The organism is Pseudomonas sp. 2957 (assembly GCF_031456345.1).
GTDB lineage: Bacteria > Pseudomonadota > Gammaproteobacteria > Pseudomonadales > Pseudomonadaceae > Aquipseudomonas > Aquipseudomonas siliginis.
Genome location: NZ_JAVDUL010000005.1, coordinates 382294 through 401264 on the forward strand (window position 1 = coordinate 382294; position 18971 = coordinate 401264).

15 protein-coding genes and 1 pseudogene are annotated in these 18971 nt (G+C 61.7%); 5 read left to right on the forward strand and 11 right to left on the reverse strand.

All coding sequences use genetic code 11. The features are described from left to right. The first annotated feature begins 10 nt into the window (after positions 1–10). The 5 genes and pseudogenes from tatB (at position 11) to J2Y39_RS26585 (ending at position 4066) form a co-directional block, all read left to right on the forward strand. Positions 11–454, forward strand: a complete 444-nt coding sequence (gene tatB, locus J2Y39_RS19925) for a Sec-independent protein translocase protein TatB (protein WP_095181038.1) — start codon at positions 11–13, stop codon at positions 452–454. Next, positions 451–1242 carry a twin-arginine translocase subunit TatC gene (gene tatC, locus J2Y39_RS19930; protein ID WP_016772075.1) on the forward strand — a complete coding sequence of 264 codons (792 nt, stop codon included), beginning with the start codon at positions 451–453 and terminating at the stop codon, positions 1240–1242. Before tatB ends, tatC begins: the two co-directional genes overlap by 4 nt. Beyond that, on the forward strand, positions 1239–1946 hold the full coding sequence (locus tag J2Y39_RS19935; protein ID WP_056787298.1) for a 16S rRNA (uracil(1498)-N(3))-methyltransferase: 708 nt from the start codon (positions 1239–1241) through the stop codon (positions 1944–1946). Before tatC ends, J2Y39_RS19935 begins: the two co-directional genes overlap by 4 nt. 320 nt (positions 1947–2266) lie before the next feature. Further along, positions 2267–3211: pseudogene (locus tag J2Y39_RS26580) on the forward strand (methyl-accepting chemotaxis protein); the annotation flags it as partial. Between the two features lie 141 nt (positions 3212–3352). Beyond that, entirely contained in the window at positions 3353–4066 is a 714-nt protein-coding gene (locus tag J2Y39_RS26585) for a methyl-accepting chemotaxis protein (RefSeq protein ID WP_370593502.1), read from the forward strand. Between the two features lie 250 nt (positions 4067–4316). On the opposite strand, the gene mdoH is transcribed toward J2Y39_RS26585, so the two are convergent. The 11 genes from mdoH to J2Y39_RS19995 all read right to left on the reverse strand — a co-directional run bounded on the left by mdoH (position 4317) and on the right by J2Y39_RS19995 (position 18956). After that, positions 4317–6887, reverse strand: a complete 2571-nt coding sequence (gene mdoH, locus J2Y39_RS19945; protein ID WP_150638015.1) for a glucans biosynthesis glucosyltransferase MdoH — start codon at positions 6885–6887, stop codon at positions 4317–4319. Next, entirely contained in the window at positions 6880–8661 is a 1782-nt protein-coding gene (locus J2Y39_RS19950) for a glucan biosynthesis protein G (protein ID WP_162098724.1), read from the reverse strand. The genes mdoH and J2Y39_RS19950 overlap by 8 nt, the downstream gene beginning before the upstream one ends. 305 nt (positions 8662–8966) lie before the next feature. Further along, positions 8967–9404: a D-aminoacyl-tRNA deacylase gene (gene dtd / locus J2Y39_RS19955; RefSeq protein ID WP_310219321.1), complete on the reverse strand. Its 438-nt coding sequence runs from the start codon at positions 9402–9404 to the stop codon at positions 8967–8969. After that, positions 9401–10372, reverse strand: coding sequence for a prolyl aminopeptidase (gene pip / locus J2Y39_RS19960; RefSeq protein ID WP_095181041.1), 972 nt, complete (start codon positions 10370–10372; stop codon positions 9401–9403). The genes dtd and pip overlap by 4 nt, the downstream gene beginning before the upstream one ends. A 245-nt stretch (positions 10373–10617) precedes the next feature. Next, positions 10618–11421 carry an N-formylglutamate deformylase gene (hutG, locus tag J2Y39_RS19965; protein WP_310219323.1) on the reverse strand — a complete coding sequence of 268 codons (804 nt, stop codon included), beginning with the start codon at positions 11419–11421 and terminating at the stop codon, positions 10618–10620. 10 nt (positions 11422–11431) lie between these two features. After that, positions 11432–12637, reverse strand: a complete 1206-nt coding sequence (gene hutI / locus J2Y39_RS19970) for an imidazolonepropionase (RefSeq protein ID WP_310219324.1) — start codon at positions 12635–12637, stop codon at positions 11432–11434. 244 nt (positions 12638–12881) lie between these two features. Continuing rightward, positions 12882–14414 (reverse strand): histidine ammonia-lyase, encoded by a 1533-nt coding sequence (gene hutH / locus J2Y39_RS19975; protein WP_056787278.1) that lies wholly within the window; start codon positions 14412–14414, stop codon positions 12882–12884. Positions 14415–14530: 116 nt separating this feature from the next. Beyond that, entirely contained in the window at positions 14531–16054 is a 1524-nt protein-coding gene (gene hutH / locus J2Y39_RS19980) for a histidine ammonia-lyase (protein WP_310219326.1), read from the reverse strand. A 184-nt stretch (positions 16055–16238) separates the two neighbouring features. Continuing rightward, positions 16239–17069: a glycine betaine/L-proline ABC transporter ATP-binding protein gene (locus J2Y39_RS19985; protein ID WP_016772086.1), complete on the reverse strand. Its 831-nt coding sequence runs from the start codon at positions 17067–17069 to the stop codon at positions 16239–16241. Further along, positions 17066–17917, reverse strand: coding sequence for a proline/glycine betaine ABC transporter permease (locus tag J2Y39_RS19990; protein WP_016772087.1), 852 nt, complete (start codon positions 17915–17917; stop codon positions 17066–17068). Before J2Y39_RS19990 ends, J2Y39_RS19985 begins: the two co-directional genes overlap by 4 nt. A gap of 70 nt (positions 17918–17987) precedes the next feature. Further along, entirely contained in the window at positions 17988–18956 is a 969-nt protein-coding gene (locus J2Y39_RS19995) for an ABC transporter substrate-binding protein (protein WP_041477544.1), read from the reverse strand. Positions 18957–18971: the final 15 nt, after the last annotated feature.

Here is an 18971-nt window from a genome sequence, read left to right on the forward strand (position 1 = left end):
GCACTGACTAATGTTTGGTATCAGCTTCTCTGAACTGCTGCTCGTCGGCCTCGTCGCCCTGCTGGTGCTCGGCCCCGAGCGTCTGCCGGGCGCGGCGCGCACCGCCGGTCTGTGGGTCGGCCGCCTGAAGCGCAGCTTCAACGCGATCAAACAGGAAGTTGAACGTGAAATCGGTGCCGACGAGATCCGTCGGCAACTGCACAACGAACATATTCTGTCGCTGGAGCAAGAGGCGCGGAAGATCTTCAATCCGAACCAGCAGGAGCCGACGCCGGTCGAGCCTGTGGGCGAGCAGACGATTCACAGCGCTGCCGCTCCGACTCCTGCACCTGTTGTAACACCGCCAGGACCGGCGCCGGTTACCACAGACACATCGGTTGAACACGTAGCGCCCTCCGCCGCGCCGACTACACCAGCGCCTCAAGACCCTACACTGCCGCCGCGAGCCCCATGAGCGATCTTCCGGAAAACGACCAGCACATGCCGCTGGTATCGCACCTCACCGAGTTGCGCACCCGCCTGCTGCGTTGCGTGGCGGCGATCTTCATCATCTTTGCCGGGCTGTTCGCGTTCACCCAGCAGATCTACACCTTCGTCTCGACGCCGCTGCGCCAGTACCTGCCGGTCGGCGCGACGATGATCGCCACAGACGTGTCGTCGCCGTTCCTGACGCCGCTGAAACTGACGATGATGGTTTCGCTGTTTCTTGCGATTCCGGTGATCCTGCATCAGATCTGGGGCTTTATCGCTCCGGGCCTGTACAAGCATGAAAAACGCGTCGCGGTACCGCTGCTGATCTCCAGCATCCTGCTGTTCTACATCGGCATGGCGTTCGCCTATTACTTCGTCTTTCCATTGATCTTCAAATTCTTCGCCGCTGCCACCCCGGCCGGCGTGGAAATGATGACCGACATCGCCAGCTACCTCGATTTCGTCATGACGCTGTTCTTCGCTTTCGGCGTGGCGTTCGAGATTCCGGTGGCCGTGGTCCTGCTGGTGTGGATCGGCGTGGTCGACGTCAAATACCTGAAGAAGATCCGCCCGTACGTGATCATCGGCTGCTTCGTGGTCGGCATGATCCTGACCCCGCCGGACATCTTCTCGCAGACCCTGCTGGCTGTGCCGATGTGGATGCTGTTCGAGATCGGCATCCTCTTCGGCGCGCTGGTCAGCAAGCGCGAACGCCCGGACGAAACGCCGGCCGACGACCACAACGACCAGCCGCCAGCGACCCAGGCATGAACCTGCTGCTGCTCGAAGAGGCCGACTTCATTGCGGCCGACCGCGTGGTCCTGCGCGACCGGCGCCTGACCCACATGCAGGAAGTGCATCGCTCGGAAGTCGGCGACAGCCTGCGCGTCGGGCGCATCAACGGACTGATGGGTTCGGCTGAGCTGCTGCGTCTGGAAGCGGGCGAAGCAGAGTTGCGTGTCAGCCTTGATCAGCCACCGCCGGCCAAGCTGCCGCTGACCCTGGTGCTGGCCCTGCCCCGGCCGAAAATGCTGCGCCGCGTGTTCCAGACCGTCGCGACCATGGGTGTGGCCAAGGTGATTCTGGTCAACAGCTATCGCGTCGAAAAAAGCTTCTGGCAGACGCCGTTTCTGGAGCCGGAAGCGATTCGTGAGCAGTTGATCCTCGGGCTCGAACAGGCTCGCGATACGGTATTGCCGGAGATCGTCATCGAAAAGCGCTTCAAGCCTTTCGTTGAGGATCGGCTGCCGGCGATCAGCGCGGGCACCCTCGGCCTGGTCGGGCACCCCGGCCACTTCCCGCCCTGCCCGCGCGCCCTGAACGAACCGGTGACCCTGGCCATTGGCCCCGAGGGTGGCTGGATTCCCTACGAAATCGATCTGCTGGCCAAATCCGGCCTGCAACCGGTGCAATTGGGCGAGCGCATCCTGCGCGTCGAAACCGCCGTCACCGCCCTGCTCGCACGCCTGTTCTAGCGCGACACCGATCCTGTGTAGGAGCTGCCGAAGGCTGCGATCTTGATGTTGTTTTAAAAGCAAGATCAAAGGATCGCAGCCTCGTTGCACTCGTCAGCTCCTACAAGCCCCTACAGTCGCAGACAAGTGGCGTTACAGATTGCCACCACCCAGCCGATACAGCCCCTATAAGTCCAATTAAGTGGTCCGAAGGGAGTGGTCGCATGTACCGTTGGTTAGCCGAGAGTCTTGGAAACGTCAGCGTCAAACGCAAGCTGGGCATCGGTTTCGGCCTGGTGCTGTTGCTGACGCTGTTGATCACGTTCACCGGCTGGACCGGCATGAGCGGCATCATCAGCCGTGGCGACAAGCTCGGCTTCATTTCCAGCCTCAATGAGCTGACCAAAGACCTGCGCCTGGCGCGCATGGACTACGACATGCGTCGTGGTGAACAGGGTCCGGGCGCGGTCAATGAATTGCTCAGCAAACTCGAAAGCGGTCTGCAGTCGGCACGCGGCATGATCGAGCAGCCGTCCGATGTGGCGATGGTCGACCAGCAACTGGCTGCGGTTGCCGAATACAAACGCGCTTTCGGCGAAATGACCCAGGCCACCGTGCACCGTGAAGATGCGCGCAGCAAGCTTGGCGCCAACGCTGACAATGCTGTGGCCAAGGTCGGCGAAGTCGAAAGTGCGCTGCTGCAAGGCGACAGCGTTGCGCAGTACAACGCTGTCATCGAGCTGAGCAAACTGTTGCAGCAGGCGCGCTATCAGGTGCGCGGTTACACCTACAGCGGCAAGGCCGATGCCGAGCAACCGGCGCTGACCGCCATCGACAACGCCTTGAAGAACCTCGAAAGCCTGCCGACCCGCGTGCCAGAGCAGCACATCGCCAACCTGCAGCAAGCCACCGATTCGCTCAAGGCTTACCGCGCCGCCGTCGCTCAGTTCCGTGATTCACAAATCAAGAACGCCGCCGCACTGGCCAACATGTCGGCTCAGGGCGACATCCTGATCGCGGCCAGCAAGAAGCTCACCGAATCGCAAACCGTGGTGCGCGACACCGATGCCGCCCATGCCAAGAACATGCTGCTGATCGCCACTGCGCTGGCGCTGGCCTTCGGTCTGATTGCCGCTTGGGCGATCACCCGACAAATCATCATTCCGCTGACCCAGACCCTGAAAGTCGCCGAGCGCGTGGCCGCCGGTGACCTGACGCACAACCTGGTGTCCCTGCGTCGCGACGAACTCGGGCAATTGCAGCGCTCGATGCAAAGCATGACCCAAGGCCTGCGCGAGTTGATCGGCGGTATCAGCGACGGCGTCACGCAGATCGCCAGCGCCGCTGAAGAACTTTCGGCGGTGACCGAGCAGACCAGCGCCGGGGTCAACAATCAGAAGGTCGAGACTGATCAGGTCGCCACCGCCATGAACGAAATGGCCGCCACCGTGCAGGAAGTCGCACGCAACGCTGAAGAAGCCTCAGAGGCCGCTGTCGCCGCTGACCAACAGGCCCGTGAAGGCGACAAGGTCGTCGGCGAAGCCATCGCCCAGATCGAGCGTCTGGCAATCGAGGTGGGTCACTCCACTGAAGCCATGGGCGAGCTCAAGCGTGAAAGCGACAAGATCGGCAGCGTCCTCGACGTGATCAAGTCTGTCGCCCAACAAACCAACCTGTTGGCCCTCAACGCTGCCATCGAAGCGGCCCGTGCCGGGGAAGCCGGACGTGGTTTCGCCGTGGTTGCCGACGAAGTGCGCAGCCTCGCCCAGCGCACCCAGAAGTCCACCGAAGAGATCGAAGAGCTGATCGTCGGCCTGCAAAACGGCACTCAGCAAGTGGCGACGATCATGGACAACAGCCGCAGCCTCACCGACAGCAGCGTCGAACTGACCCGGCGTGCCGGTGGCTCACTGGAGAGCATCACCCGCACCGTCTCGGCGATCCAGGCGATGAACCAGCAGATCGCCGCCGCTGCCGAGCAGCAGAGCGCCGTGGCCGAAGAGATCAACCGCAGCGTGCTGAACGTGCGCGATGTGTCGGATCAGACCTCGGCGGCGAGTGAAGAGACCGCTGCGTCCAGCGTTGAACTGGCGCGGTTGGGCACGCATCTGCAGATGCTGGTAGGCCGTTTCAAAGTCTGAGTTGATGCACGACTGCGGTTCGCCTGTAACCGAGGTGATGCCATTCGCGAGCAGGCTCGCTCCCACCTTGGAATGCGTTTCCCTGTGGGAGCGAGCCTGCTCGCGAAGGCAGCGGCGCTGTTTGCGCGTCGTAGGTAACGGGCGCGCCAATTTGGCGACGGATGCTATGCACTGGTTTTAGGCTTTATCCGGATTTGTTCGCAAATCAGCGGACATAAAAAAACCCCGCTGAATCAGCGGGGTTCTTTTATCAGGCCGGCTGAGCCTGCAGGCTCACCGGTCGCAGCGGCAGCAACGGCGCATGCGGATCAGCTTTCACCGAAGCGCGCCAAGCATCGAGCCACTCGGCAAGCCCTTCGGCCCAGACCTGCTCGTGCAAACGTGCCAGTGCAACAGGGTCGCTGAGCAGTTGCAGACGATCATGGTTGTTCAGCCCGGCCGGGCCGACCTTGATCGCGTGGCGCACACGTTCCTGACGCAGCCACTCGATCGGCTCGGCCTGACCGTGACGCGAAGTCGCCAGCGAGCACGCCAAGGCGTTCTGCTGAGGATCGACCACGGCGCGGACGAAGCCGTCGTTGAGGGCGTGATAGCGGTTTTCGTGGGTGTACTGATCGGTTGCCAGCAAGGCCTGTGGCGGATTGTATTCCTCAGGGATGAGGAACAGGCTCTCGTCACGGGTCTTCAGACCAAGGCCGACACGGCTGGAGATCACCGATACCGGGATCGACAGCATCAGCGAACCGACGATCGGCACCAGCCACCAGAGGAAGCTCGGGTTCAGCCAGATCACCAGCAGCGCCCAGAAGAAGCCTAGCAATGTCTGCGGACCATGGCGCTTGACCGCTTCGCTCCACGGCGTCGAGTCGTCGTCACGCTGCGGCGAGTTCCAGGTCGCGGCCCAGCCGAGGAACGCGGCCAGTACGAAACGGGTGTGGAAAATCATCCGCACCGGCGCCAGCAGCATGGAGAACAGCATCTCCAAGAGCATCGACAAGGTCACCTTGAACTTGCCGCCGAACTCTTTCGCGCCCTTGGCCCAGATCAGGATGATGCTCAACAGCTTCGGCAGGAACAGCAGCACGATGGTCGTCGAGAACAGCGCGATGGCCTTGTCCGGGTGCCATTGCGGCCACAGCGGATAGAGCTGGCGCGGTTCGAGGAAGTACTGCGGCTCCATCAGCGTGTTCACCGCCAGCAGCGCGGTCGACAACACCAGGAAGAAGAACCACAACGGCGCCGACAGGTAGGACATCACGCCGGTGAGGAACACCGCGCGGTGCACCGGGTGCATGCCCTTGACCAGGAACAGGCGGAAGTTCATCAGGTTGCCGTGGCACCAGCGCCGGTCACGCTTGAGTTCGTCGAGCAGGTTCGGCGGCAGCTCTTCGTAACTGCCCGGCAGGTCGTAGGCAATCCACACGCCCCAGCCGGCACGGCGCATCAGCGCAGCTTCGACGAAGTCGTGGGACAGGATCGCACCGGAGAACGCGCCTTTGCCCGGCAACGGCGCCAAAGCGCAGTGGTCGATGAACGGCTTCATGCGGATGATCGCGTTGTGACCCCAGTAGTGCGATTCACCCAACTGCCAGAAGTGCAGACCGGCGGTAAACAGCGGGCCGTACACGCGGGTGGCGAACTGCTGCATGCGCGCATACAGGGTGTCCATGCCCGACGCACGTGGCGCGGTCTGGATGATCCCGGCGTCCGGCGTGGCTTCCATCAGGCGCACCAGACTGGTCAGGCACTCGCCGCTCATCACCGAGTCGGCGTCGAGCACGACCATGTACTTGTAGTCACCGCCCCAACGACGGCAGAAGTCGTCGAGGTTGCCGCTCTTGCGTTTCACACGACGGCGACGACGGCGATAGAAGATCTTGCCGAAGCCCTTGGCCTCGCGGCAGACATCCAGCCAGGCCTGTTGCTCGGCGACGCAGATATCGGTGTCGTTACTGTCACTGAGGACGAAGAAGTCGAAGCGATCCAGATCACCGGTGGCCGCTACCGATTCGAACGTCGCACGCAGACCGGCGAATACACGCGGCACGTCTTCGTTGCAGATCGGCATCACCAGCGCAGTACGCGCATCTTTCGGAATCGGCTCGTTACCCGCGCTTTTCCCGGAGATACGGTATTTATCGTGGCCAGTGAGCAACTCGAGGAAGCCCATCAGTGCGGTCCAGAAACCGGCCGATACCCAGCAGAACAGAATCCCGAACAGAATCAGGATGCTGGTTTGCAGCGCATACGGCAGCACTTGCGTGGCGGTTTGCAGCAGCGGCTGATGCAGGACTTCTTCCAGATCGACGAACGACCAGCCCTGGTACGGCATGATGCCTTTCATGTACCAGCCGGCAACGATGGTCTGGCCGAGCATCAGCAGCAACAGAATGTAGCGACGGATCGAGCCGACCGTGCGCCAGCGCGCGGCCGGCAGGACGTTGGCGTCCTTCGGCGGCTGCGGCGGGTTGGTGCGCCCGGTCAGACGGCGCCAGCCACGCACCAGAATATTGGTGCGCCATGGCTCCGGCACGACCTTGGTGCGGCGGATCGGCGGGGTCGCCTTGAGGCTGACCCGACCACTGGCGTCGAGCACCAGCATTTCCGCTTCGGCCAGTTCTTCGGCAGTGCTCAGGGTCAGGCGCTTGCCCACCGAAGCCTGGGCGGCTTCGGCAGGGGCGTCGAATGTCGAGGACGACAGGCGTTCATGCAGCTCGCTGAACGACTGGCAACCCGCGAGTTCCGCGCGTTGCTCGTCGGTCATCGGCAGATGCGCCAGATACTCGGACAGAGTCTCTGGCTGTACTGGTGAATTACTCATCGGCAGGCAACTGATAGCTCCAGGTCTCGGTCAGGACTTCTTCAGTCGGCGCCGATTCCGGTGTGGCAGGGGCCGCGTCGGCAGCGACTGGCTGCTTGGCGTCTTTGTTGGCCTTGTCCTTGGCGTCGGCTGCAGGCTTGGCTTCAGCCTGTTTGGCTTCGGCGGCCTTGGCTTCCTTGTCGAGTTTTTCCTGTTGCTTGGCGGCCACCTTGTCGGCCTTGGCGACCGACGAATTGGACGCCGGCACCGATTTGCCCAGATCTGCGGTGACCACCGGCTGAACCAGGGCAGCGCGCATCTCGGTCGCTTTGCTCGGATCCTTGATCTTCATCCGCAGGGTCAAGCGCCAGCCCTTGGTTTCCGGGTTGTAGCGCACGCTGTTCTCGACCAGTTCGGCATTGTCGCCGACGCTGACCTGACTGCGCACGTCGGCATCCGGCGTCAGTGCCGCCAGCGATGGACCTTCGAAGTCGACCAGATAGGCAACGCTGCCGTCGGGCTGACGGATCAGGTTCGATTGCTTGACGTCACCGGTCGAACGCAGGGTCTGCGCCACCCAGGCGCTGTCCGGCGCATGGAGTGCTGCTTCGTCCATGGTCCAGTGCATGCGGTAGGCGAAGTCCAGCGGCTGGCCTGGCTCCGGCATTTTTTCCGGGCTCCAGAACGCAACGATGTTGTCGTTGGTTTCGTCAGCGGTCGGAATCTCTACCAGATCGACAGTGCCCTTGCCCCACTCGCCCTTCGGCTCGATCCAGGCACTTGGGCGCTTGTCGTAGCGGTCGTCGAGGTCTTCGTAGTGGCTGAAATCGCGGCCACGCTGCAGCAGACCGAAACCACGCGGGTTCTCGACGCTGAAGTTGCTCACGGCCAGGTGTTTCGGGTTGTTCAATGGACGCCAGATCCACTCACCGTTGCCGGCATGGATCGACAGACCGCTGGAATCGTGCAGTTCACGACGGTAGTTGAGGACTTTCGACGGCTGGTTGGCGCCGAACAGGAACATGCTGGTCAGCGGCGCGATACCCAGTTTGCCGACCTTGTCACGCAGGAACATCTGCGCTTTGACGTCGACAATGGTGTCGCTGCCCGGACGCAGGATCAAACGGTAGGCACCAGTGGCACGCGGCGAGTCGAGCAGAGCAAAGATCACCAGGTGCTTGTCGCCCGGCTTGGGCTGCTGAATCCAGAACTCGCGGAAACGCGGGAACTCTTCACCCGACGGCAGCGCGGTATCGATCGCCAGACCACGGGCCGACAGACCATAGGTGTGGCCCTTGCCGACGACGCGGAAGTAGCTCGCGCCGAGCATGGTCATGATCTCGTCTTGCTTGTCGGCCTTGTTGATCGGGTACAGCACACGGAAACCGGCATAACCCAGTTGCTCAGTGGCTTTCGGATCGAATTTCAGATCGCCGAAATCGAAGCGGCTCGGATCGTATTTGATCTCCGAGACGGTATTGGTGGTGATTTCGTTGATTTTCACCGGTGTATCGAAGTGCATACCCTGGTGATAGAAGGAGAGCTTGAACGGCGTCTTCTGATCGGCCCACTCAGCCTTTTCGGTGAGGAAGCGGATCTTCTGGTAGTCCGCGAACTTCATTTCGCGGAATTCGTTCGGCAGGTTGCTGCGCGGGGCTTCGAACTTCTGCCCGGCCAGCTCTTTGGCCTTGGCCGATACGTCGTCAAGATTGAACGCCCAAAGCTGACCGGCGCTGAGCAGGCACAGGAGCGCCGAACCCGCTACCAGAGCACTTCGCATGCGTTTGGCAGACATTTTTGCTGCATTACAGGGACTAACAATCACGAGCAACCCTCGCCGAAAACAGATCAATAAACCAACGGCCAGCTATCTTTATGCCAGGTTGGCGAGCATTGTTCCGACTCCGCCGGGGCAAAATGATTCCCCAATCGGATCCAGACAAGTCTCTACCTAAGTCAAAACGGATCAACGAATGTCGATCCCCGCAGCGCGCGATTATCTAGTAGCCCGGATGACAACGCATCAGGGGTAACAAAGTATTTATCGCGAAAACAGCCTAAAAACAGTCGAAATTTCCGAAAAAGGTGTTTCAGGCACTGTCAGGTCTGTAACAAAAAGGTAACCGGGCCATCGTTGACCAGGTGCACCTGCATATCGGCGCCGAATCTACCTGATGCCACAGTGCCATGCACCTGTTTCGCCTGGCTCAATAAATAGTCGAACAATTCCTCACCCAGTGCCGGCGGTGCGGCCGTGGAAAAGCTCGGGCGCAGGCCGCTTTTGGTGTCGGCGGCAAGTGTGAACTGAGAGACCAGCAGCAACCCGCCACCCACATCCGCCAGGGACAGATTCATCTTGCCCTGGGCGTCACTGAATACTCGATAGTTAAGCAGCTTATGCAGAAGTTTGTCGGCGCTGGTACGCGTATCGTCGGGTTCTACCGCGACCAGCACGAGCAAACCCTGATCGATTGCGCCGACTACCTCGCCGGCGACCTCTACCCGCGCGCCGCTTACGCGTTGTAACAGCGCCTTCATGCTTCTTCGAGTGGCAAGTCGAGCAGGCGCTGGGCCATTTTGCTCGCCGCGCGCACCAGCGCATCGGTGATGCCCGGCTCGGACGCGGCGTGGCCGGCGTCGCGGATCACCTGCAATTCGCTGTTCGGCCAGGCCTGGTGCAATTCCCAGGCATTGTCGAGCGGGCAGATCACGTCATAGCGACCGTGAATGATCACGCCGGGCAGATGAGCGATCTTGCCCATGTCGCGGATCAGCTGGTTAGGTTCAAGGAAGGCATTGTTGGTGAAGTAGTGGCATTCGATCCGCGCAATCGACAGCGCGCGCTGCGGCTCGGAGAAACGATCGACCACCAGCGGGTTTGGCCGCAGGGTCGCGGTACGCCCTTCCCAGGTCGACCACGCCTTCGCTGCATGCATCTGGGCGATCTGGTCGTTGCCGGTCAGGCGTTTGTGGAAAGCACTGAGCAGGTCGTCGCGCTCGTCCAGCGGGATCGGCGCGATGTAGTCCTGCCAGTAATCCGGGAATAGACGGCTGGCGCCGGCCTGATAGAACCATTCGATTTCCTGCGGACGGCAGAGGAAAATCCCGCGCAGAATCAGACCGTGCACGCGCTCCGGGTGGGTTTGCGCGTAGGCCAGGGCCAGGGTCGAACCCCAGGAGCCGCCGAACAACACCCACTTTTCAATGCCCAGGTGTCTGCGGATGCGCTCAAGGTCTTCGACCAGATCCCAGGTGGTGTTGTTTTCCAGGCTGGCGTGCGGGGTGGAGCGACCGCAGCCGCGCTGGTCGAAGGTGACGATGCGATACAGATTCGGATCGAAATAGCGTCGGCTCTGGGCGTCGCAGCCGGCGCCGGGGCCACCGTGGATGAATACAACCGGCAATCCTTCCGGCGAGCCGCTTTCATCGACGTACAGCGTATGGGTGTCATCGACAGCCAGATCGTGCCGGGCGTGGGGTTTGATCTGCGGAAACAAAGTCTGCATTGCGCGCTCCGTAAGGGGTCGAGGTCATCCCTGGGGGGACTCGTATTATTCTGCCGTTGGGCATCATAAACCCGATTTGCGTCAATGAGCATGCTCCGGGGCCTGATCGTTCCCACGCTCTGCGTGGGAACGCCTCTTGGGACGCTCCGCGTCCAGTGACGCGGAGCGTCACGGGCTGCATTCCCACGCAGAGCGTGGGAACGATCAAACGGACGCCTTCGCGAGCAGGCTCGCTCCCACAGGGGTTAGGCGCTGTAGTGAGATTTTGCCCAGGCCAGATAGCCCTGCAGCAATTCCCTGAGCACCACCTGCGTCGGCTCGGCCAGGTCAGCGCGGTAGCGGAACGGTTCGAACTCTTCCATGTAGGTGGACTGGCACAGTTCCAGCTGCACGGCGTGGATGTTCTGCGCCGGATCGCCGTACTGGCGGGTGATGTGCCCGCCTTTGAAGCGACCGTTCAGCACATGGGTGAACTGCGCGTGCTGCGCACAGATCGCTTCCAGTTGACTCGCCAGTTGCGCATCGCAACTGGCGCCATTGAACGTGCCGAGGTTGAAGTCTGGCAGTTTGCCGTCGAACAGGTGCGGGATGAGCGAGCGGATCGAGTGCGCATCGAACAACAGCGCGTAACCGAATTCGGCTTTCAGTCGCGCCAGTTCCTCCTGCAAGGTGCGGTGGTACGGCGTCCAGATCTGCTCCAGGTATGTTGCGCGCTCCTCTTTCGACGGTTCCAGACCTTCCTGAAACAACGGAATGCCGTCGAACAACGTCGCCGGATACAACCCGGTGGTCGCCCCGGCATACAACGGCTTGTCGTCGGACGGCCGGTTGAGGTCGATGACGAAACGCGAATACTCGGCAGCCAGGGTGCTGGCGCCCAGTTCCTCGGCAAAATCGTAGAGCAGCGGAATATGCCAGTCGGTGTCCGGCAGGCTTCTCGCAGCGGGGATCAGCCCGGCCTCGACCGTTGGGGTCAGACGCACACCCGCATGGGGCATGCTGATCAGCAGCGGCACGCGGCCTTGTTTGAAACTCAGAACCTTGTCCACAACCGCCCTCCTAGAAATTCGATTCGACGCCGTGACGCACGACGCGCTTGTCCAGATCGCCACCGAGCCAATAGGCCAGATCCGCTGGACGCTCGATGTCCCACGCCACGAAATCAGCGACCTTGCCGACCTCCAGCGAGCCATGGGTCTGCGCCATGCCCATCGCCTGCGCGGCATGGATGGTCGCCCCGGCCAGAGCTTCTTCCGGGGTCATGCGGAAACAGGTGCAGGCCATGTTCAGCATCAGACGCAACGACAGCGCCGGCGAGGTGCCGGGGTTGAGGTCGCTGGCGATGGCGATTTTCACCTTGTGCTTGCGCAGCGCTTCCATAGGCGGCAACTGGGTTTCGCGCAAAAAGTAGAACGCGCCCGGTAGCAGCACGGCGACGGTGTCGGCGGCGGCCATGGCGATGGCATCGTCCTCGTCCATGAACTCCAGGTGATCGGCGGACAAGGCTTTGTAGCGCGCGGCGAGGCTGGAGCCGTGCAGCGAGGACAATTGCTCGGCGTGCAGCTTCACCGGCAGTCCGAGTTGTTGCGCGGCGACGAAGACCCGCTCGACCTGCTCCGGCGAGAATGCCAGGTATTCGCAGAACGCATCCACGGCGTCGACCAGACCTTCGGCGGCAAGGGCCGGAAGCATCTGCTCGCAGACCAGATCGATGTAATCGTCGGCGCGATCCTTGTACTCCGGTGGCAACGCGTGCGCCGCCAGGCAAGTGCTGCGCACGCTGATCGGCAGCTCTTCGGCCAGGCGCCGGATGACCCGCAACAGCTTGCGCTCGTTGGCCAGATCGAGACCGTAGCCCGACTTCATTTCCACCGTGGTCACGCCGTCGCGCATCAGGCTTTTCAGGCGTTTGGCGGCGCTGGCGAACAACTCGTCTTCGCTCGCTTCACGGGTGGCGCGCACCGTGCTGGCGATGCCCCCGCCCTGCGCGGCGATCTCGGCGTAGCTGACGCCTTGCAGACGCTGCTCGAACTCGCCGCTGCGGTTGCCGCCGAACACGGTGTGGGTGTGGCAGTCGATCAGACCGGGGGTGACCCACGCACCCTGCAAATCATTGACCGCCGGGTATTCGCCTGACGGCAATTGAGTGCGCGGGCCGATCCACTCGATCAGCGTGCCGGACGTCACGATCGCGGCATCCTCGATGATCGAATAGGCGCCGTTGGCCATGGTTGCGACGTGGCAGTGTTGCCAGAGGGTTTTCACTGTTGGCCTCCGTTTGGGTTTGTATGGTGAGCAGCCTCAAAAGCCCCTCACCCTAGCCCTCTCCCAGAGGGAGAGGGGACTGACCGTGTTGTTCCGTCGAGATATGCCGACCTGAAATTTCTCAGCCGAACTCACGTTGCGAAAACAATGAAGATCGGCTCCCTTCCCCCTCTCCCCCTTGGGGGAGAGGGCTGGGGTGAGGGGGATCGATTTCACTAACAATACAAATCTCCCCGTAAAGCGCTTACAAACTAGGCAACAACTGCCCAGCAACAAGCTCGGTCAGACACCGCGACGCCAGCAATTCAGTCGCCGCATTGATGTCCGGGGCAAAGAAGCGGTCCTTCTCATAGAACGGCACTTCCTTGCGCAAGATCGCCCGCGCCTGTTCCAGCTTCGGCGAAGTCTTCAGGCCGTTACGCAGATCCAGGCCCTGCACTGCCGCCAGCCATTCCACGGCGAGAATGCCGCGAGTGTTCTCGGCCATTTCCCACAGCCGCTTGCCGGCGGCCGGGGCCATCGACACGTGGTCTTCCTGGTTGGCCGAGGTCGGCAGGCTGTCCACCGAATGCGGGTGGGACAACGCCTTGTTTTCGCTGGCCAGCGCCGCAGCGGTGACTTGGGCGATCATAAAACCGGAGTTCACCCCGCCATTGGCCACCAGGAACGGCGGCAGTTGCGACATGTGCTTGTCCATCATCAGCGAGATGCGGCGTTCGCTCAGCGAGCCGATTTCAGCGATGGCCAGGGCCATGTTGTCAGCGGCCATGGCTACCGGTTCGGCGTGGAAGTTGCCGCCGGAAATCACGTCGCCTTCAGCGGCGAAGACCAAGGGGTTGTCGGAAACCGCGTTGGCTTCGACCGCCAGCACTTCAGCGGCCTGGCGGAACTGGGTCAGGCAGGCGCCCATGACTTGCGGCTGGCAGCGCAGCGAGTACGGGTCCTGGACCTTGTCGCAGTTCTGATGCGAGGCGGAGACTTCGCTGCGCTCACCGAGCAGATCGCGGTAGGCCGCAGCGGCATCGATCTGCCCTCTCTGCCCACGTGCGGCATGAATGCGCGCGTCGAACGGCGAGCGCGAACCAAGCACGGCTTCTACGGTGAGACTGCCCAGCGCCACTGCACCGGCAAACAGATCTTCGCCTTCGAACAAACCGCGCAGGGCAAACGCCGTGGAAACCTGAGTACCGTTGAGCAGCGCCAGACCTTCTTTAGCCGCTAAAGTCAGCGGCGCCAGGCCTGCGACTTTCAGTGCTTCGGTGGCTTCAAGCCATTCGCCCTTGTAGCGCGCCTTGCCCTCGCCCAGCAGCACCAGCGACATGTGCGCCAACGGCGCCAGATCCCCCGACGCACCGACCGAACCTTTCAGCGGAATGTGCGGATAGACCTCGGCATTGATCAGCGCGATCAGCGCATCGATCACCTGCCGACGGATGCCGGAAAAACCACGGCTGAGACTGTTGACCTTGAGCACCATGATCAGTCGCACAAGGTCATCGCTGATCGGCTGGCCGACGCCGGCAGCGTGCGAGAGCACCAGCGAACGCTGCAGGTTCTCCAGGTCTTCGCTGGCGATGCGCGTCGAGGCCAGCAGGCCGAAACCGGTGTTGATGCCGTAGGCGGTGCGGTTCTCGGCGAGGATCTGTTCGACGCAGGCGACGCTGGCCTCGATCTGCGCGCTGGCGCTGTTGTCGAGGGTCAGTGTGACCGGGTTCTGATAGACGTCACGCAGTTGGGCCAGGCTCAGTTGGCCGGGGATCAGATTCAGCGCAGTCATTAAAATGCTCCTGTCAGGCATTGTTATTAACTACCAGTCGCTCCGGAGCATTCCGTTATCCGTCGTTTCTCGTCTTGTGAACGATCCACGCCTTGGCACGCTGGTATGGGTAGTTGTCAGTGCAAATTCGGTAGAACGTTGTGCGGCAGATTCGGGTCTTTCAGCACGGTCGCAGCGGCAGCGATATCCGGCGCCAGCCAGCGATCCTGATCGTAGGCGGGGACCGTTTCGCGCAGCAGTTTCCACGCGCGGTCAGTGCCCACGCCAAAGCGCTGTTCCTTGAGGAATTCAAACGCCTGCGCCGCCAGAAGGTATTCAATCGCGAGGATCTGCGTGCAGTTTTCCAGCGCGCGATGCAGCTTCAGCGCGGCGTTGGTGCCCATGCTCAGGTGATCTTCCTGCAGGCCCGAGGTGATGTAGTTGTCGAGTACCGCCGGTTGCGCCAATTGACGGTTTTCCGCACACAGCGAGGCGGCGACGTATTGCACGATCATCATCCCCGAGTTGACCCCGGGATTGGCCACCAGAAACGCCGGCAGACCGCTGACGTGCGGATTGACCAAACGGTCCAGACGGCGCTCGGCAATCGAGCCGATTTCGGCCATGGCAATCGCCAGCAGATCCGCCGCCATCGCCACGGATTGACCGTGCGGGTTGGCCTGCGACATCACCCGGAAATTGTCCGGTGTGCCGAGCAGTAACGGGTTGTCGGTGCAGCCGTTGAGTTCGGCTTCCACCTGTTTGATTGCGTGCTCCAGTTGATCACGCGCGGCGCCATGCACCTGCGGGATCGAGCGGATGCTCAGCGCGTCCTGAGTGCGAATGCCTTTGCTTGCGGCGATCACTTGGCTGCCATCGAGTAATGCACGCAGATTTTCGCCGACCTGCTGCATGCCCGGATGCGGCTTGAGCGCAATGATCTCGGCATCGAACGCATCGATCTGGCCGCGCTGGGCTTCGAAACTCATCGCACCAATGACATCGGCCCATTGCAACAGCCGCGTAGCATCAGCTATCGCCAGGCAACTGAGGCCGGTCATGCAAGGCGTGCCGTTGACCAGACACAAGCCATCCTTCGCGCCGAGCTGCACAGGTTGCAGGCCCTCTTCGGCCAGCGCCTGTTGCGCCGAAATGATCTGCCCGCGATAACTGACATTGCCAACGCCGAGCAGCGCGATGCCGATGTGCGCCATGTGCGTCAGGTAACCCACCGAACCCTGCGACGGCACCTGCGGGGTGATGCCGCGATTGAGCAGCGCCAGCAGCCCTTCGACCACACGCCGATGCAGGCCGGACTTGCCGTGGCTGTAGTTGTGAACAGCAGCGCAGATGATCGCGCGGGTCTGCTCGTCGCTGAGCACCGGGCCGACACCGCAGGCATGGCTGAGCAAGGTGTTGCGCGAGAGTTGGCTGAGCTGTTCGTCCTGCAGCGAGACGTTGGACAGACCGCCCAGACCGGTGTTGACGCCATAGGCGCGCTCGCCGCTGGCGACGATGCGCTGGACGATGGCCTGAGCGTTATCGAGGCGCGCCCAGGTTTCGCTGGACAGTTCCAGCAGCGCACCGTGCCGGGCGACGGCGACCACGTCCTGCCCACGCAGAGGGCTGCCTGTGATAACGATTTTTTCAGCCTGGGACATCTCTAACCTCATACCAATTCTGTTGATGCCGGTAACCCAGTGGTGAGGGGATTTATCCCCGTTGGGTGGCGAAGCCGCCCCAAACCATGCCCGCAAATCCGTCAGACAGACCGCAGTGGCCGGTTTTACGACTGCTTCGCAGCCGAACGGGGATAAATCCCCTCGCCACAACGGCCACTCAGCGTCACACCACCGCCGCGCGCCGCTGCACGAACCGGTCGACATACTCATCTGCCGGCGAGTGCAGGATCTCTCTTGGCGTGCCGACCTGAATCAGCCGGCCATCCTTGAGAATCGCGATGCGATTGCCGATGCGCACGGCTTCGTCGAGGTCGTGGGTGATGAAGACGATGGTTTTGTGCAGGGTCTTTTGCAGTTCCAGCAACTGGTCCTGCATTTCGGCGCGGATCAGCGGGTCCAGCGCACTGAACGCTTCGTCCATGAGGATGATGTCGGTGTCCGCCGCCAATGCACGGGCGAGGCCGACGCGCTGACGCATGCCACCGGAGAGCTGGTGCGGGTATTTGTTTTCGTAGCCTTTGAGACCGACGGTGTTGATCCAGTGCAGCGCGCGTTCGGCGCAGACCTGCTTGCTCTCGCCGCGCACTTTCAGGCCGTAGGCGACGTTATCGAGCACGGTCTTGTGCGGCAGCAGGCCGAAGCTCTGGAACACCATGCTGATCTTGTGCCGGCGAAATTCACGCAGGGCGTCCATGTCGTACTGCAGGATGTCCTCGCCATCGACCAGAATCGCCCCGCTGGTAGGATCGATCAGGCGATTGAAGTGGCGCACCAGGGTGGATTTGCCCGAGCCGGACAGGCCCATGATCACAAAGATTTCGCCAGTGCCGATACTTAGCGACAAGTCATTAACGCCGACCACGCAACCGGTTTCGTTGAGCACCTGATCCTTGCTCTTGCCCTGGCCGACCATGGCCAGCGCATCCTTGGCGCGGTTGCCGAAAATCTTGAAGACGTTGCGCACTTCGATCTTGCTCACGCTTGCGTTGCTCATTTGCTCACCTCGTGGCGTGGCCGACCGTACGCTTGAGTAATGCGGTCGATGACCACCGCGAGAATCACGATCGCCAGCCCGGCTTCGAGACCACGGCCGACGTTGAGCGTCTGAATGCCCACCAGTACGTCTTCACCGAGGCCGCGGGCGCCGATCATCGAGGCGATCACCACCATCGACAGGGCCATCATCGTGGTCTGGTTGATCCCGGCCATGATGCTCGGCAGCGCCAGCGGCAGTTGCACGCCGAACAGTTGCTGCCAGCGGTTGGCGCCGAAGGCATTGATCGCTTCCATGACTTCGCCGTCTACCTGGCGAATACCAAGGTCGGTCAGGCGAATCAGCGGGGGCGCGGCGTAGATCACCGTGGCGAAAATCGCCGGCACCTTGCCCAGGCCGAACAGCATCAGCACCGGAATCAGGTAAACGAAACTCGGCATGGTCTGCATGATGTCGAGCAGCGGCATCAGCACCGAACGCAGGCGATTGCTGCGCGCCGAGAGAATCCCCAGCGGGATGCCGATCAGCACCGAAATGATCGTCGCGACCATCATCAGCGCCAGGGTCTGCATGAGTTTGTCCCAGAGGCCGACCGCGCCCACCAGAAACAACAGACCGACAATCACGGCGGTGGTCACGACTTTGCGCGTGGCGTGCCAGGCGATGACACCGACGATTGCCAGCATCAACCACCACGGCGCCGCACGCAGCAAACCTTCGAGACTGACGATGGCCCACAACAGCGTGTCGGAGATATGCCGGAACACGTCGCCGTAGTTGGTCACCAGCGAATCGACCCAACCGTTGACCCAGTCGGCGATGGAAAAGGTAAAGCTTTCGGGAAACATAAGGGACTCTCAATCAAGGGGTTGCGATCAAGCGTCCGGCTGCCGTGGCTGGCAGCCGGGGAAACCTGACCTACAAGGCCGCGTCGATTTTCTTGGCTGCGTCGTCGCTCACCCATGCGTGCCAGACTTCAGGATGTTCCTTGAGGAAGATTTTCGCCAGTTTTGCCGACTCGATGCGTTCCTTGGCCATGCGGCCGAGGTTCTGATTGAGCAGGTCGATCGGCAGGTTGACCTTTTCCAGCACGGCGACCAGTTCCGGGGCTTCGTCGTGGAAGGTTTTCGACAGGCCGACCTTGATGCTGACGGTCTTGTCGACGCCGGGTTTCTCTTCCAGTTTGACTGCATCGATCTGGCCCATCAGCGGGGTCGGCGACCAGTAGTAGAAGAGGATCGGCTCGCCACGCTTGTAGCTCGACAGCACCGCTGCATCCAGCGCAGGTCCGGTGCCCGGACGGAAGTTGGTGTAGCTGTTTTCCAGGCCGTAGCTCTTGAGCATTTCGCTGTTGTCGAGCTCGCAGGTCCAGCCGGCCGGGCAGTTATAGAAGCGGCCCTTGGACGGCTCTTCAGCGTCCTTGAACACGGCGGAATACTTGCCCAGGTCAGCGATGTTTTTCAGGTCCGGGGCTTTCGCCTCGAGCTTGCGCTTGGCGTCGCCTTCGATCACGTAACGCGGCACGTACCAGCCTTCGACAGCGCCCACCACCGGTGCACCGACGCCAACGACCTTGCCGGCCTTCTCGGCCTTGTTCCAGACCTCGCTACGGCCGACCCACTCTTCGGCAAACACTTGAATATCGTTACTGCTCAGGGCGTTTTCCATGGTGATGGAATTGCCCGGCAGGCTGTCGGTCTTGCAGCCGTAACCTTTCTCCAGCACCACTTGCATAACGTCAGTCAGGAGCATGCCGCTTTCCCAGTTCAGCCCGGCGAATTTCACCGGTTTGCCCGATTCGCACCAGCCGGCGGCTTGCGTCGCACCGGCACTGGCCAACAGGCCCATGGACAGCAATGTGGTCAGCAGGGTCTTGTTCGATTTCATTGTCGTGACGCTCCT